We start from the raw sequence: 15,144 nt of genomic DNA, 5'->3' as shown, positions 1-15,144 counted from the left end.
CGCGTTTCACATCGGGCACGGCAACTCCACGTTCATCATGGTCGGGCCCCCCACAGGGCTGCTCATCCGGAAGGTCCCGTCCACCGACCGCACCCGCTGGGCGAGCCCTCTCAGGCCGCTCCCCCTGGACGGATCGGCGCCGCCCGGTCCGTCGTCGGCGATCACCACCCGCAGTATCGCGCCGATCCGGGTGACCGTCACCTCCGCCCTGGTCGCCTCGCGCGCGTGCTTGGCGATGTTCGTCAGGGCCTCGGAGACGACGAAGTAGGCGACGGCTTCGACCGCCGGTGCGGCCCGCCGCGCCAGGTCCACCCGCAGCCGTACGGGGAGCGGGGCGCGGGCGGCGAGTCCGGACAGGGCGGCGTCCAGGCCCAGTTCGTCCAGGACGGCCGGGTGCAGGCCGCGCACCAGGCTGTTCAGCTCCTCGATGGCGTCCTTCGCCTCGCGGTGCGCGGTGTCGATGACCTCGCGCGCCTGCGGCGGCAGATCCGTGAGTGTGGCCTTGGCCAGGCCGAGGTTGAGGGCCAAGGAGACGAGGCGCTGCTGCGCGCCGTCGTGCAGGTCGCGTTCGATGCGTCGGCGTTCGGCGTCGGCGGCGTCCACCGCGCCGGCCCGGCTCTCGGTGAGGTCCTCGACCCGCCGCGCCAGTTCGTCGGAGCGGCTGACGCCGAGCACCGCCCGCCCGACCAGTTCCTCCAGCCGTACGAGCCCGGCGGCCAGCGCCGGCACCGCGGCGAGAACCGCCAGCCCGAGCACGGTCAAGTAGGTGGCCTGGGTGGTGTAGCCGGGGTGCTCGATCCGCCACTGCGAGGGCACGAGCCAGATCCACACCAGGGTCAGCGCGGCCGCCAGCCCGGCCAGCAGCAGCGCCAGGAGCAGGAATTCCAGCAGCCCGAGCAGCGGCCCGATCAGCCAGTTGTAGGCGAACTGCCGCTTGGCCTCCTTCCGTCGCAGCCGCGGTAGTTCCACTCCGCACAGCGCCCGGAAGCGCCACCGCTGGGCCTCGGTCAGTCCGTACCCGGCGACCGCCAGCAGGCAGAGCGGGGCGGCCAGGATCACGGGGGCCTCGGAGGAGGTCCCGGCCACCGTTCGGCTCGTCAGGAGCAGGGCCCAGAAGAACAGCGGGAGCGGGACGAGGTGCGGCGGCACGCCGGCGGCGAGGAAGAGGACGTCGCGCCGCAGCCGCACGAGTGCGCGGCGCGGGCGGGGCGGGATGGTCATGATCCAACGGTATGCGGCGGCGGTCGGCGGCGGCCATGAAGGCAGTGTCCGGAACGGGGGTGAAGCCAGTGCCACCCCAAGTCGGAAAGCGGTGTTACTGACTGTGGCCGGCCGGGATTGGAGTGTGGTGGTGAGCCCGACGGCCGGGTTCGCGACAGCCGAAAGAGGCCCCTTTCCATGGCACTCACCGCCCTCAACTGCCCCATAAAGTCGGGTAGTTACGCATCAGGACCGTCCGCCGTCTCCACCGCCCGCCGGTGGCAGGGTCGGGTCCTGACGGGCGCCGGGCTGGCGCTGCTGCCGTGGCTCGGCTACCTCGCCGGGACGCTGCCACCGGGCGAGGCCGCGGCCTGGGTGGCCCTGGACTCGCTGGAGGCCGCCTGCCTCCTGGCGGCCGGCGTCCGCCTGCTGCGCGCCGATCCGCGTCACCGCGCCCCGGCGGCCGCGGCGGCCGTCCTGCTGGTCGCCGACGCCTGTCTCGACCTGGCGACGGCCGCCCCCGGAGCCGAGCTGGCCTGCGCCATAGCGATGGCCCTCGGCGCGGAACTCCCCCTCGCGGCCCTGTGCACGGCCCTCGCCGCCCGCCGCCCGTGACCCGGCGCGCGCCCCCGAACCCGGCACGCGCCCGCCGCCCGTCCCGCACGTCGGCACACACATCGGCGCGCAACCCGGCACACAAAAGCGCCGACCGGACTCGAAGAGGATCGAGCCCGGCCGGCGCCAGGTTCACTCGGCGGACGGTCCTCGCGGATCACTCCGCGGCCGACCCCGCCCCCTCAGCCGCCGATCAGCAAGTGACCGGCGACCGGTCGACAACCGATCAGCAACCGAGCAGTCGCCCGCCCAGGTAAGCCTGGATCTGGTCGAGGCTGACCCGCTCCTGCTTCATCGTGTCGCGCTCGCGCACCGTGACGGCGTTGTCGTCGAGGGTGTCGAAGTCGACCGTGACGCAGAACGGCGTGCCGATCTCGTCCTGGCGGCGGTAGCGGCGGCCGATGGCGCCCGCGTCGTCGAACTCGATGTTCCAGTTCTTGCGCAGGTCCGTCGCCAGGCCCTTGGCCTTCGGCGACAGCTCCGGGTTGCGGGACAGCGGCAGGACCGCGACCTTGACCGGCGCCAGGCGCGGGTCGAGGCGCATGACCGTGCGCTTCTCCATCTTGCCCTTGGCGTTGGGCGCCTCGTCCTCGATGTAGGCGTCGAGCATGAACGCGAGCATCGCGCGGTTCACGCCGGCGGCCGGCTCGATGACGTAGGGGGTCCAGCGCTCGCCGGCCTCCTGGTCGAAGTACGACAGGTCCTGGCCGGACGCCTTGGAGTGCGCGGTCAGGTCGTAGTCGGTGCGGTTGGCCACGCCCTCCAGCTCGGAGAACTCGGTGCCGCCGAAGTTGAAGCGGTACTCGATGTCAGCGGTGCGCTTGGAGTAGTGCGAGAGCTTCTCGGCGGGGTGCTCGAACCAGCGGATGTTCTCCTCGCGGATACCGAGGTCGCGGTACCAGTTCCACCGCTGCTCCATCCAGTATTCCTGCCACTGCTCGTCCTCGCCCGGCTTGACGAAGAACTCCATCTCCATCTGCTCGAACTCACGCGTGCGGAAGATGAAGTTGCCGGGCGTGATCTCGTTGCGGAAGGACTTGCCCATCTGGGCGATGCCGAACGGCGGCTTCTTGCGCGAAGTCTGCTGCACCTGGGCGAAGTTGGTGAAAATACCCTGGGCGGTCTCGGGGCGCAGGTAGGCGACCGAGGCGGTGTCCTGGGACGGGCCGAGGTGGGTGGAGAGCAGGCCGGAGAACTGCTTGGGCTCGGTGAAGCCGCCCTTGTTGCCGCAGTGCGGGCAGTTGAGGTCGGCGAGGCCGTTCGCGGGGAGCTTGCCGTGCTTGGCCTCGTACGCCTCTTCCAGGTGGTCGGCGCGGAAGCGCTTGTGGCAGGAGGTGCACTCGGTGAGCGGGTCGGTGAAGGTGGCGACGTGGCCGGACGCCTGCCACACCTCGGGGGCCAGGATCACCGACGAGTCGATACCGACGACGTCTTCGCGCGAGGTGACCATGGCGCGCCACCACTGGCGCTTGATGTTCTCCTTGAGCTCCACGCCGAGGGGACCGTAATCCCAGGCAGCGCGGGAGCCGCCGTAGATCTCACTACAGGGGTAGACAAAGCCACGGCGCTTGCTCAGGCTGACGATGGTATCGATCTTGTCGGCGGCCACGGTGCTCTCTTCATTACGACGACGAACAGCGAATGGCTCAGGGTACCGGCGGCCGTACCCCCCGGATCAAATCGGTTCCGGCTTCCCCGGCCTCCAGTCTGCTCCCGTCCACGCGTGACCTCTCGCCGTGCCCGGCCCGGCACCCGCTTTGTTGACAACCGTTTCCAACTTAGTTGAAAATGACTGTCATGAACGTACGCCGCCACATATCCACCGCCGCCCTCGCCGGAGCCTCGGCGCTCGGCCTTCTGGCCCTTTCCGCCTGCTCCACCTCCGGTTTCGCGGGCGGCTCGGGTGGCGGCGCCGACGGCAAACCGCGCGTCACCGCCTCCTTCTATCCCCTGGAGTTCCTCGCCAAGGAGATCGGCGGGAAGCACGTCGAGGTGACCGACCTCACCCAGCCCGGTGTCGAGCCGCACGACCTGGACCTCACCCCGCAGCAGACCGCCCAGCTCGGCGAGTCCGACGCGGTCCTCTACCTCAAGGGCGTCCAGCCCGCCGTGGACGACGCGGTCGCGCAGTCCGGTGTCGAGAACATCGTCGAGGCCACCTCCCTGACCAGCCTCAAGGAACACGGCACCGAGGTCGACGGCCACGACCACTCCACCGGCGACAACCACTCGCACTCCAAGGCCGAGGCCGGCAAGGACCCGCACATCTGGCTCGACCCCGTGAAGTACGCCGAGGTCGCCGAGGGCGTGAACAAGGCCCTCGCCAAGGCCGACCCCGACCACAAGGCCGACTTCCGCAAGAACACCGACGCGCTGGTGAAGAAGCTCCACGGGCTGAACAAGCAGTTCGAGGACGGGCTGAAGAACCGGTCCTCCGACACCTTCGTCACCACCCACGCGGCCTTCGGATACCTCGCCGAGCGCTACGGCCTCACCCAGGAGGCCATCAGCGGCCTCGACCCCGAGTCCGAGCCCAGCGCCAACCGCGTGAAGGACCTGCACGAGCTCACCAAGGAGCACCACGTCTCCACGGTCTTCTTCGAGACGATCGCCAACCCGGCCACCGCGAAGGCCCTGGCCGGCGACCTCCACCTGAAGACCGATGTCCTGGACCCGCTCGAAGGGATCACGGACAAGTCCCGCGGCGAGGACTACTTCGGCGTGATGCGCGCCAACCTCGCCGCGCTCCAAAAGGCCCTCGGCAGCAAGTGATCCCCGACGCCCCACCGACCCAGCACGTGACGGAGGTCACCATGGAAGAGCCGGTCATCGACCTGCGCGGGGCCAGCGCCTCGCTGGGCGCCCGTCCGGTCCTGCGCGGCGTGGACCTCACCGTCCGCGCCGGCGAGGTCGTCGCCCTGCTCGGCGCCAACGGCTCCGGCAAGTCCACGGCCGTACGGTCGGTGATCGGCCAGGTGCCGCTCACCGGCGGCGAGCTGTCCCTCTTCGGCACCGAATTCCGGCGCTTTCGCGACTGGGCCCGCATCGGCTACGTCCCGCAGCGCACCACCGCCTCCAGCGGTGTGCCCGCCACCGTCCGCGAGGTCGTCACGGCGGGCCGGCTCGCCCGTACGAAGCTCGGCCTCCTGCGCAAGGCCGACCGCGCCGCCGTGCGCCGCTCCCTGGAGCTGGTGGACATGGCCGACCGCGCCAAGGACTCCGTCAACGCGCTCTCCGGCGGCCAGCACCAGCGGGTGCTGATAGCCCGGGCGCTGGCCGGCGCACCCGAACTGCTGATCATGGACGAGCCGATGGCCGGCGTCGACCTGGCCAGCCAGGAAGTGCTGGCCGGCGCGCTGCGCGAGCAGGTCGCGGCCGGCACCACCGTGCTGCTCGTCCTGCACGAGCTGGGCGCGCTGGAGCCGCTCATCGACCGCGCGGTGGTGCTGCGGGACGGCTGCGTCGTCCACGACGGGCCGCCGCCCGAGGCCGTCGGCCAGCACGCGCTGCCGGGCCACGACCATGTCCACCCGCACGCCGACGCGGCCGCGGAACCGATCCGGACGGGCTTGCTGACCTGATGGAAATCCTCAACTACGCCTTCATGCAGCGGGCCCTGCTCGCCGCGCTGATCGTCGGTGTCACCGCCCCGGCCATCGGCATCTACCTCGTCCAGCGCCGCCAGGCCCTGATGGGCGACGGCATCGGGCACGTCGCCCTCACCGGCGTCGGCCTGGGCTTCCTGCTCAACACCAGCCCGGTGTGGGTCGCGACCGCCGTCGCGGTCGCCGGCTCCGTCGTGATGGAGCTGATCCGCTGGTACGGCAGGACCCGCGGCGATCTCGCGCTGGCCATGCTGTTCTACGGCGGCATGGCGGGCGGCGTGATGCTGATGAACCTCTCCGACGCCGGCTCCAACGCCAACCTCGGCACGTACCTCTTCGGCTCGATCACCACCGTCTCGCCACAGGACATGACGACGATCTGCGTGCTGGCCGCCTTCGTCCTGCTGATCACCATCGGCCTGCGCCGCCAGTTGTTCGCGGTCTGCCAGGACGAGGAGTTCGCCCGCGTCACCGGCCTGCCGGTGCGTCTGCTGAACCTCCTGGTCGCCGTGACCGCCGCGGTCACCGTCACCGTCGCGATGCGCGTCGTCGGCCTGCTGCTGGTCAGCGCCCTGATGGTGATCCCCGTGGCGGCCGCCCAGCAGCTCAGCCGCAGCTTCGCGACGACGTTCGCGCTCGCCCTGGGGATCGGCGTGGCGGTCACCCTCACCGGCACCACCACCTCGTACTACGTGGACGTGCCGTCGGGCGCGACCATCGTCCTCTACGCCATCGCCCTCTTCGTGCTCTTCACCGGGCTCGCCGCGCCCCTGGCGAAAAAGCGTGCCAGGGCTGCCGCGCGGACGGGAAAGGGGTGCACTCTTGAGGTACCCGGCGGCCGGAGCCCGGCGGACGATGTCAGTGTGTGACGCGGCGACGACACGCAGAGCGACGAAGGCGTAAGCGTCCCACCAGGGGTCCGGTCATCACCTGGCACAATGGCCGGACTCCCCCACGCCTCAAGGGCGCGGGAGGGGCGCCCCGCGACCAGGGGGCGGACCTGACGTCTTAGGGAGGCAACGGTGGCGACGAGCGCGGGATCTCCGGTACGCGGCCGGTCGACGCGGCAGCGGACCGCTGTGTCGGCCGCACTCGACGAGGTGGACGAGTTCCGCAGCGCGCAGGAGCTCCACGACATGCTCAAACACCGGGGTGACTCCGTCGGGCTGACCACCGTCTACCGGACGCTCCAGTCCCTCGCCGACGCCGGCGAGGTGGACGTGCTGCGCACCAGCGACGGCGAGGCCGTCTACCGCCGGTGCAGCACCGACGACCATCACCACCACCTGGTGTGCCGCGCCTGCGGCAAGGCCGTCGAGGTCGAGGGCCCGGCCGTGGAGAAGTGGGCCGACCAGATCGCCGCCGAGCACGGCTTCCGCGATGTCGCGCACACCATCGAGATCTTCGGCACCTGCGGCGACTGCGCCGAGCGGGCCGCCCAGGAGGGCTAGAGGGGGCGGCCCGCTCCGGCGAGCCCACCGGTCACGCACTCGGACGCTCCCGCGGCGGGCTGAGCACGAAGCTCCACCTGGCCGCGGACGGCGGTGCACGACCGCTCGCCTGCGGCGCCGCCGAATCCGCGCGGTCATCCCGCAGCCGTCCGACCAGATCGGCCACCGCCAGCGGCGAGGCCGCCGAGGCGGCCGCCCGCCCGGCTTCGACCGCGAGGCTTACAAGGAGCGCAACACATCTCGTTGTGCGGGAGATGGGCGGCGAGGCAGGGGCGGTGCTGCGTTGCCATCGGGTGCGCGTAGCGGTGAAATCGGCCAGGATGCGGCGGCTTCCGGTGATCAACTGGTGGGGTGTGTTGGCCGGGTCGTTGGTGTAGGCGGAATGCGGTCGGCGACCGTGTGAGCGCGCGGTAGAGCAGGGCACGCTGCACGATCTTCTCGCCCCAGTGTTTGGGCAAACCGACCGGTGTGGAGCGCAGCGTCATCAGGTCGCGTGAGGTGGTGCTTTGGGTGAGGAGGCCCCGGTGCTGAGCCTCCCACAGCATCGTGACCGGGTCGACGGGTTCACCGCGGTGTGTGAGCGCGGTAAGGCACTTGCACACCGGCATCCAATGGGAGTACCTGCCTCAGGGGTTGGGCTTCGGCATGACCTGCTGGCCGCGGCTGGCCGCGTGGAACGAGGCGGGTGTCTGAGACCGCCTGCACGTCGTGCTGCTGAAGGAACTGCGGTCGAAAATGACGTCACTCAACTTCTGCAGCTCCTCGACAAGATCCCGGCCATCGCGGGCCGCGTCGGAAGACCACGCCGACTGCCAGATGCCCTCCTGGCCGACCGCGGTTACGACCACGACAAGTACCGTCGACTCCTCTGGCAGCGCGGAATCCGACCCGTGATCGCAGAGCGAGGCCAGCCGCACGGTACGGGCCTGGGCATCTTCCGCTACGTCGTCGAGCGCACGATCTCCTGGCCAACGTCCGGTGCGCAACGTCTCCGTCGCCACTACCACATGTGATCAACGGAAGTCATCTCTCCGTTTCTCCGGTGTGGCTGGTTATGATCGGCACCCCACATCGCGCCAAAGCCGAACCAGGCTTCCCCCAGTCCTGAACCCAGGACTGCGTCTGGTCTCGGCTGTTGGGCCGTCCCCACTGTTTCCCCGCTCTCCGAGGACTGATGTCTCCCATAGAACCCGAAGGCACGCGAGGGCAGTCGACGACTCGTCGGCGGCGTACCCTGCGCCTGCGTACGCTGCTCATTTGGCTGGCAATCGTCCCTATTCTGGCGATGAGTGCCCAAGTGGTCATGACCGCACAGCGGCTGGTGCACCAGTCGGAGCGCCTGCGCGCTGATGTGGCAGTTGGTGAGCGGACCGACGTACCCCTGACCAGGCTGATGGTCAAAGTGCAGGCTGAGCGGACGATGACCGCCACACGGTGGGCGGGCGGCTCCGTGTCCGAGAACGAGCTACGCGAGCGGCGCGCGGCCACGGACCGGGCCGCGGACGAGTTCCGCCGGTCGGCGGACGCAGCTCTGGCGGCGACCGGGCGCGAGGACGAACCTTACGTCGCGGAGCTGAAGCACAGCCTCGCGGATCTGGCCGCGTACCGCGAGCGCGCGGACGCCCGCAGCGGAGGCGCGGAGCGGACGATCGGCTACTACTCCGACCTCGTCGACCGCATCATCCGGGTGTACCAGAACGAGTTCAGCCATGCGGAAGACGCCGAGCTCATCCAGGAGAGCGGCGTGGTCGTCACGGTGTTCACGGTGTCCGAGATGGTGGCGCGCGAGACCACCATCCTCGCCACGGCCGGGCCGTCCAGGCGGCTGAGCCCCTCCGGGTTCGCCGAATTCGTCAACTCCGTCGGATCCCAGCGGTACCAGTACGACGAGTGGGTCGCGCCGTATCTGACGGCCGAGGAGAGAGCGGCCTACGACCAGGTCATCGCCTCGGGCGCCTGGAAGACGAAGGTCCGCATCGAGGACGCGGTCATCTCCCGCCACCAGAACACCGCGTCCGGCATCAAGCTGCCCAAGGAGGTCGACGCCTGGCGGGCCGCGTATGACAAGTTCGCGGCGCGCGTTGCCGCGCTCGACGCGAAACAGGCGCGAGCACTACTCGTGCACGCCGACGCCAAGGCCACGCAGCTGGAGACCGAGGTCCTCTGGCTGATCGTCGGAAACGGCGCAGCCCTCCTTGCCATCGCTGCCGTCATCGTGCTCACCACGCGCTCCGTGCTCCGCCGCCTGCGCGGTCTGCACCAACGCACGGTGGCCATTGCTGAGGACACGCTGCCGGAGGTCGTGGCCCGGCTCCAGCGCGGGCAGCCCGTCGACGACGATGCGCTGCCCGCGGTGAGCGGAGACCAGGACGAGGTCGGACGTATCAGCGACGCGTTCGCCCGGGTCGTCTCCGTATCCGTCGACGGGCATGCGCAGCTCGCGGCCGAGCGTCAGGGCTTCGGTATGTTCGCCGCGGGCATCGCCTCGCGCACCGGAAACCTGGTCAGCCGCCAGTTGGCCCTCACCGACGAACTGCAGGACGCCTTCGGTCACGACGAGGAGCTTCTCGCCCGGTTGATGCGATCCGACCAGTTGACGGTGGGTATGCGGCGGCAGATCGAGAACCTGCTCATCCTGGCAGGTGGGGAGATCCCCGATCCGCACACCGAGCCCATGCGTGTCGCCGACCTGCTGCGCGAAGCCGCCGCGGAAGTCGAGGACTTCCGGCGGATCGAGCGCCAGGCCCTGGACGAGATCAGCGTGGCACCGCGGGTGATCAGCGAGATCAGCCACCTCCTGGCAGAACTCCTCGACAATGCCACCCGGTTCTCCCCGCCGCGGTCGAAGGTGGTCGTCCGTGCCGAACTGGTGACAGACGGGCTGTTGGTCGACATCGAGGACCGCGGGCCTCGGGTGACCGCCGCAACCTACGAGGAGATGAACGGGCGTCTGCACTCGGCCCCGCCGTATTCCGTCCTGGCGGAGAACGCGCACCGGCTCGGACTCTTCGTGGTCGGCCACATCGCCGAACAGCTCGGGGCCACAGTGACGCTGCGCCGCTCGGTATACGGGGGGACGTCGGCCGTGGTGATCCTTCCCGAGGAACTCCTTGTGCCGACCGAACCGGTCCGGGCAGGAAAGGAAGCGCCGCGTGCGGCGGCGACGCCCGCCCCCGCACCGGGCCCGCTCGACGAACGCAAGCCCGAGCTGGTCCTGCACACGAAGACCGGGCCGGCCGGCCGTAGGACGCCGGAGCGCTCGCCCGAGCGGCCGGTGGAGAGCAAGCCGCCGGTCCCTCCCGTGACACGGGACGGTGACGCGAAGCCGGCCCTCCCCGAGCGGGTCCCGCAGGCTCACATCACCGAGCAGCTCCGCGCGCCACACGCACCGGAGACTGCCGTCCATCAGGACACGGCGACACCCGAAGAAGTGGCCGACGCCTGGGCGGACTACGAACACGGGACTCAGACAGTGGAAGAAGAACTCCGACAGGATCAGCCATGACGACGACAACGAACGACATGATCTACAGCGTCCTGGACAACAACCTGAGCAGGATCGCCGGCATCCAGGGAGCCGTACTCCTGTCCAACGACGGGATCAAGCTCAGCTCGTACGAACTGGAACGGGACCAGGCGGAGCGCATAGCCGCCGCGTCCTCCGGTATCGCTTCCACGATGAAGGCGATATCCAGGGAGGTCGACGGCGGCCGGGTGATCCGCCAGCTGGTCGAGATGGACGACAGCTATCTCTGCATCGTCGGGTGCGGGGAGGGCAGCACGCTTATCGTGGTGACCTCCCGCAATGCGCGGCTAGGGGAGCTGGGCGGTGAAGCCGTGCGCACCGCCCAGGCGCTCGGTGAGTGGCTGAGCACGCCTGAGCGCGGCCAGGCGCAGCGGTCGTAATGGCGGACGAGCCTGGGCCGCGAGAGGGAGGCCGCCGCCGGACGCGGCTGTACGCGCTGACTGATGGACGTACGGCGGCTGCACACGCCGCCCTCACCATGGACACCACGATCACGGCGGTGGCCGTCGCGGACGGCCACCGCGCTCTGCCCAGCGAGTGGCAGGCCATCCTCGCGATGTGCTCGCCTCCGGGCGGCCTGGCGGTCGCCGAGATCGCGGCGCGCATGCACATCCGCCTCACTCCCATGACGCTTCTTCTCGGCGAACTCGCGGATCGGGGGCTGATCGAGCACCGGTCGCCCCTTGAAGGGACCGAGACCACCAATGTCCACCTGCTCATGAGAATCAGGGACAACCTTGCCCGGATATGACACCCCTGCCCAGGAAGCGGCCCCCGTCAAGATCCTCATCGCTGGGGGGTTCGGCGTCGGCAAGACGACCCTGGTCGAGACGGTCTCCGAGATCGAGCCGTTGCGCACCGAGGAGCGGCTGACGAGCGCGGGCGTCGGCGTCGATGACCTCGACGGCATCGAGTCCAAGGCGGTTACCACCGTCGCGATGGACTTCGGCCGCATCACCCTCACCGACGCACAGGTCGTGCTCTACCTGTTCGGCACACCTGGCCAGGAGCGCTTCTGGTTCATGTGGGACGACCTGCTGAACGGGGCACTCGGTGCGATCGTCCTTGTTGACACACGACGCCTTGACCGTAGTTTCCCGGCCGTCGACTTCTTCGAGAACCGAGGGCTTCCGTTCGTGGTCGCCGCGAACTGCTTCCACGGCGAACAGCCCTACACCGCCGAGGAGATCAGGGCGGCGCTGCATCTGCGTGACCCGAACACACCCATCCGTATGCTCGATGCCCGCTCCCGTGACGAAGCTCGCGGTGCCCTGCTCGCGCTTCTCGACATGCTCATCATCAAAGCCGGGGTCGCGGCGACCGGCTGACACCCGCGACGCGCCCGAGACGCCGCTCAGTCACCCTGGGCTGTAAACGGGCCGCCGTCGCCGCGCGGGCGTCGCGTCACCGCGCGCGGACGGCCTCGCGCACGACGACACCGACCTCTTGGAGTTCCTGCGTCGAGCCGGACTGCCGGATGCGGCGGGCCTGCTCGATGATCCGGTGTGGGGTGACAGGGCGGGGCGGGCGCGCCCACCACTACGGGGCGGCTTGACTCACAAGGGGTAGGTGAGCATCGACGCCACCCCGCATTGCGCCTGCCGAAAACCCCATCCGTGCAGCTCAGGCTGCGTGTCGGTATTCGTGCAGGACTCCACCGAGGCGGTCTCTTCGGCGCGCGTCGAGGTGGGGGTCCGTGCGCGGGTGAGCGGTTCGGGGACGGCACACAGGGGCGCTGCCTGATCAGTCGCTTGGTGGGGCCTGTGGGCCAGAATTTCATGGTCAGCGTCGGGTCCGGATGAGGATGCCGGCGAGGTGGAGTGCGGCCTGGTAGGCGATGGCTGCCACGCATGACAGGTACACGCCGCTGATATTCTTGACGGAGCATCAGGCACGTACCGGGGGGTAGCAATGGGCGTTATCGGCGAGCTTTGGGACGACGGCAAGAAGCTCGTCGGTGACGTGGTCGAGATCGGCAAGGACGTCATGATGGCGCCGGCCGAGATCGCGCACTGGGTGCTGACCCAGATGTTCGGCGGCGGCGAGGCGGACCTCCAGAAGATCGCGGGCGAGCTGACGAAGCTGAGCTCCGAACTGGACGGACTCACCAAAGAGATCAATACCGCCCTCGACCACCTCACCTGGCACGGCCCGGCATCCGACGCCTTCACCAGCGTCGCACACGGCCGCGTCAAGGAGATGAACAAGATCTCCGACGATCTCTCCACACTGGGCAAGGCCGTCACCCGGCTTTCCCAGGTCTACTGACACTTCGTCAACATCCCGTCGCCATCGGGCGCGACGGGCGCTTCGCGCTGGGTTCTTCGCGTTCAACACACATCACGGGGGTTGTGACAGATGGCAGGCGACACGTTCGGTGTCGAGGTGGCGGAGCTGGCCAAGATCGAGAAGGACTGGCACGCGGTCAGCCGGCGGATGCAGGAACTCAACCAGCGGCTGGGGGAGATCAAGCAGACGCTGGTCACCGCGGCGGGGATCGACCTCGCGACCGCACCGCTCGCGCAACTTCCCGGACCTCGCACGGCGCCGGCTCCACAGGAGGCGGCGGGGGCGGTGGCGGCGGTGCGGGCAGTGGCGCCGGCGGCACCGGCGGTGCGGGCGGTGGCGGCACCGGGCAGGCCCCCGCCCAGGGGCACGGCGACGGCAAGTGGGAGACGAAGGGCGACTGGGACGCCTGGTCGCCGGGCAAGCACCACACCACCACCGGTGCGGGCGTGCAGGACGCCCCCGACGCCTCCGGGCTCCCCAAGGAGCGCAAGGACATCATCGACCGGGCCCTGGAGCGGGTGGAGCACCGGATCGGCTACAGCCAGTCGGCCACCACCAACGGCTACCGGGACGACTGCTCGGGCTTCGTCTCCGCCGCCTGGGGCCTGGAGCCGCCGGGGCTCAACACGTACGGCCTGATGGAGAAGGACGTCGCCCACGTGATCACCAAGGACGATCTCCAGCCGGGCGACGCCCTGATCGCCGGCGACCACACCGTCGTCTTCGGCGGCTGGGCCGACGAGGCGCACACCAAGTACATCGCCCTGGAGGACAACGGCTCGCAGGGCACCGTCTCGCACGTCATCCCCTACCCGTACTACTCGGGCGACGCCGCTCACGAGAGGTCGATCGGCAAGCCGTACGTGCCCTACCGCCGTAACGGCCTGTAGTCCGCACCACGGTCTCCGGCGCCCCGGTCCCCGTAACGCACACGAGAGAGAACACCCTCATGTTCACCCGCCGCCTGCTCACCGCAGCCGTCCTCGGCGCGGCCCTGGCCACGCTCACCTCCTGCAAGGGCACCGACCCGGCCGCTTCCCCGGGTACGGACACACCGTCCGCTTCGGCCGCCTCCGCCACGGCGTCCGCGCCGTCCGACCCGGCCTCCCCCTCGGCTTCGGCCTCGCCGGTGAAGGACCTGCCGGTCGACCCGGAACCGACCGCCGACTGCACGCCCCGCAAACTGGCCAAGGGCCACCGGATGGTGCGGATCACGGGCGCCCCGTCCGGCGGGGTGCTGCCCGTCAAGGAAGCGGAGTTCGCCTGCGATCCCAACGGCGGAGGGTACGCGGGGACGGGGAAGGCCGCGCGTTACCGGCTGTCCTCACAGGCCACGGCCGAGCTGGCCACCGGCGCGGTCGACCACCGGACGGTGACGGTCGCCCAGTGGACCGAGCACCTCACGGCCTGTCTGCGGCATGAGAGCGTCAGGCCCCCCTTGGCGTGCAGCGGCGACATCTACGAGATCACCCTGAACGGCTCCGGTGACGTCTCGCGGCTCAGCGAGATCTGGCACTCCTGACGCCCGCGGCCCGGCTCCCCGTACTCCCGGGGGGGGCCGGGCCGCGCCCGTCTTACGTCCTTACATCCCTACGTCCATCCCTACGTCGCGGAGTCGTCCTCCGCGGGGGCCGCGCCGAATCGGCGGTCGCGGCGGGCGTACTCGTGGCAGGCGTCCCACAGGTTCCGCCGGTCGAAATCCGGCCAGAGAATGTCCTGGAAGACCATCTCGGCGTAGGCGCTCTGCCAGATCAGGTAATTCGAGGTCCGCTGCTCGCCCGACGGCCGGACGAAGAGATCCACATCCGGCATGTCCGGGTAGTACATGTACTTCGCGACGGTCTTCTCGTTCACCTTCGACGGGTCCAGCTTGCCCGCCCGCACATCCGCCGCGATGGCCGCCGCCGCGTCGGCGATCTCCGCCCGCCCGCCGTAATTGACGCAGAAATACAGCGTCATCGCGTCGTTTTCCTTGGTCTGTTCCTGCGCGATCTGGAGTTCCTGAACCACGGATTTCCACAGCTTCGGCATCCGCCCGACCCAGCGGATACGAATACCGAGCGCGTCCATTTCGTCACGCCGGCGCCGGATGACATCGCGGTTGAAGTTCATCAGGAAACGCACCTCGTCGGGCGATCGCTTCCAGTTCTCCGTCGAGAAGGCGTACAGCGAAAGGTTCTTCACGCCCAGCTCGATGCAGCCCTTGAGGACGTCCATGACGACGCCCTCGCCGACCTTGTGGCCCTCCGTACGCGGCAGTCCGCGCTCCTTGGCCCACCGGCCGTTGCCGTCCATGACGACGGCCACATGGTTGGGGACCAGCTCCCCAGGGATCTTCGGCGGACGCGCACCCGAAGGGTGCGGCTCGGGCCTGTCGTACTCACGTCGGTTACGGCCCAGAATCCCGCGTCGTGCCATGCGGCCCACGTCTCCTATATGCGTTCTCGGTCGGATCTCG

At 69.6% G+C, this 15,144-nt stretch carries 15 protein-coding genes and 2 pseudogenes; 14 read left to right on the top strand and 3 right to left on the bottom strand.

The genetic code is table 11. The features are described 5' to 3' along the window. Nucleotides 1-6: 6 nt before the first annotated feature. Nucleotides 7-1,221, bottom strand: a complete 1,215-nt coding sequence (locus ACZ45Z_RS06150; protein ID WP_468356820.1) for a sensor histidine kinase — start codon at nucleotides 1,219-1,221, stop codon at nucleotides 7-9. A gap of 177 nt (nucleotides 1,222-1,398) precedes the next feature. Between ACZ45Z_RS06150 and ACZ45Z_RS06145 the strand changes: the two genes are divergently transcribed. Beyond that, complete coding sequence (locus tag ACZ45Z_RS06145; protein ID WP_468356817.1) at nucleotides 1,399-1,815, top strand: hypothetical protein; 417 nt, start codon at nucleotides 1,399-1,401, stop codon at nucleotides 1,813-1,815. A gap of 226 nt (nucleotides 1,816-2,041) precedes the next feature. On the opposite strand, the gene ACZ45Z_RS06140 is transcribed toward ACZ45Z_RS06145, so the two are convergent. Next, entirely contained in the window at nucleotides 2,042-3,424 is a 1,383-nt protein-coding gene (locus ACZ45Z_RS06140; RefSeq protein ID WP_468356814.1) for a glycine--tRNA ligase, read from the bottom strand. A gap of 188 nt (nucleotides 3,425-3,612) precedes the next feature. On the opposite strand from ACZ45Z_RS06140, the gene ACZ45Z_RS06135 reads away from it, so the two are divergent. The 13 genes and pseudogenes from ACZ45Z_RS06135 to ACZ45Z_RS06075 all read left to right on the top strand — a co-directional run bounded on the left by ACZ45Z_RS06135 (nucleotide 3,613) and on the right by ACZ45Z_RS06075 (nucleotide 14,208). Next, the gene (locus ACZ45Z_RS06135) at nucleotides 3,613-4,587 is read left to right on the top strand and encodes a metal ABC transporter substrate-binding protein (RefSeq protein ID WP_468356811.1); all 975 of its coding nucleotides are present in this window, start codon (nucleotides 3,613-3,615) and stop codon (nucleotides 4,585-4,587) included. Between the two features lie 41 nt (nucleotides 4,588-4,628). Then, the gene (locus ACZ45Z_RS06130) at nucleotides 4,629-5,396 is read left to right on the top strand and encodes a metal ABC transporter ATP-binding protein (RefSeq protein WP_468356808.1); all 768 of its coding nucleotides are present in this window, start codon (nucleotides 4,629-4,631) and stop codon (nucleotides 5,394-5,396) included. Further along, nucleotides 5,396-6,289, top strand: a complete 894-nt coding sequence (locus tag ACZ45Z_RS06125; RefSeq protein ID WP_468356805.1) for a metal ABC transporter permease — start codon at nucleotides 5,396-5,398, stop codon at nucleotides 6,287-6,289. The genes ACZ45Z_RS06130 and ACZ45Z_RS06125 overlap by 1 nt, the downstream gene beginning before the upstream one ends. 153 nt (nucleotides 6,290-6,442) lie before the next feature. Then, nucleotides 6,443-6,871: a Fur family transcriptional regulator gene (locus ACZ45Z_RS06120; protein ID WP_468356801.1), complete on the top strand. Its 429-nt coding sequence runs from the start codon at nucleotides 6,443-6,445 to the stop codon at nucleotides 6,869-6,871. Nucleotides 6,872-6,909: 38 nt separating this feature from the next. Beyond that, nucleotides 6,910-7,106, top strand: a pseudogene (locus ACZ45Z_RS06115) (IS5/IS1182 family transposase); the annotation flags it as partial. Nucleotides 7,107-7,465: 359 nt separating this feature from the next. Then, nucleotides 7,466-7,839: pseudogene (locus tag ACZ45Z_RS06110) on the top strand (transposase); the annotation flags it as partial. 317 nt (nucleotides 7,840-8,156) lie between these two features. After that, nucleotides 8,157-10,376, top strand: a complete 2,220-nt coding sequence (locus tag ACZ45Z_RS06105; protein WP_468356798.1) for a sensor histidine kinase — start codon at nucleotides 8,157-8,159, stop codon at nucleotides 10,374-10,376. Then, complete coding sequence (locus ACZ45Z_RS06100; RefSeq protein ID WP_468356795.1) at nucleotides 10,373-10,777, top strand: roadblock/LC7 domain-containing protein; 405 nt, start codon at nucleotides 10,373-10,375, stop codon at nucleotides 10,775-10,777. Before ACZ45Z_RS06105 ends, ACZ45Z_RS06100 begins: the two co-directional genes overlap by 4 nt. Next, nucleotides 10,777-11,148 carry a DUF742 domain-containing protein gene (locus ACZ45Z_RS06095; RefSeq protein ID WP_468356792.1) on the top strand — a complete coding sequence of 124 codons (372 nt, stop codon included), beginning with the start codon at nucleotides 10,777-10,779 and terminating at the stop codon, nucleotides 11,146-11,148. Before ACZ45Z_RS06100 ends, ACZ45Z_RS06095 begins: the two co-directional genes overlap by 1 nt. After that, nucleotides 11,135-11,725 carry a GTP-binding protein gene (locus ACZ45Z_RS06090; protein ID WP_468356789.1) on the top strand — a complete coding sequence of 197 codons (591 nt, stop codon included), beginning with the start codon at nucleotides 11,135-11,137 and terminating at the stop codon, nucleotides 11,723-11,725. The genes ACZ45Z_RS06095 and ACZ45Z_RS06090 overlap by 14 nt, the downstream gene beginning before the upstream one ends. A 583-nt stretch (nucleotides 11,726-12,308) precedes the next feature. After that, on the top strand, nucleotides 12,309-12,665 hold the full coding sequence (locus tag ACZ45Z_RS06085) for a WXG100 family type VII secretion target (protein ID WP_468356786.1): 357 nt from the start codon (nucleotides 12,309-12,311) through the stop codon (nucleotides 12,663-12,665). A 467-nt stretch (nucleotides 12,666-13,132) separates the two neighbouring features. Next, entirely contained in the window at nucleotides 13,133-13,576 is a 444-nt protein-coding gene (locus tag ACZ45Z_RS06080; RefSeq protein ID WP_468356783.1) for a hypothetical protein, read from the top strand. Nucleotides 13,577-13,635: 59 nt separating this feature from the next. Further along, nucleotides 13,636-14,208: a hypothetical protein gene (locus tag ACZ45Z_RS06075; RefSeq protein WP_468356780.1), complete on the top strand. Its 573-nt coding sequence runs from the start codon at nucleotides 13,636-13,638 to the stop codon at nucleotides 14,206-14,208. 80 nt (nucleotides 14,209-14,288) lie between these two features. On the opposite strand, the gene ACZ45Z_RS06070 is transcribed toward ACZ45Z_RS06075, so the two are convergent. Beyond that, nucleotides 14,289-15,104: an isoprenyl transferase gene (locus tag ACZ45Z_RS06070; RefSeq protein WP_468356777.1), complete on the bottom strand. Its 816-nt coding sequence runs from the start codon at nucleotides 15,102-15,104 to the stop codon at nucleotides 14,289-14,291. Nucleotides 15,105-15,144 lie beyond the last annotated feature (40 nt).

The sequence above is a fragment of the Streptomyces sp. NPDC031210 genome (assembly GCF_055570395.1).
Note: the sequence above shows the minus strand (reverse complement) of the source record. Positions and strands in the feature narration are given on the sequence as shown.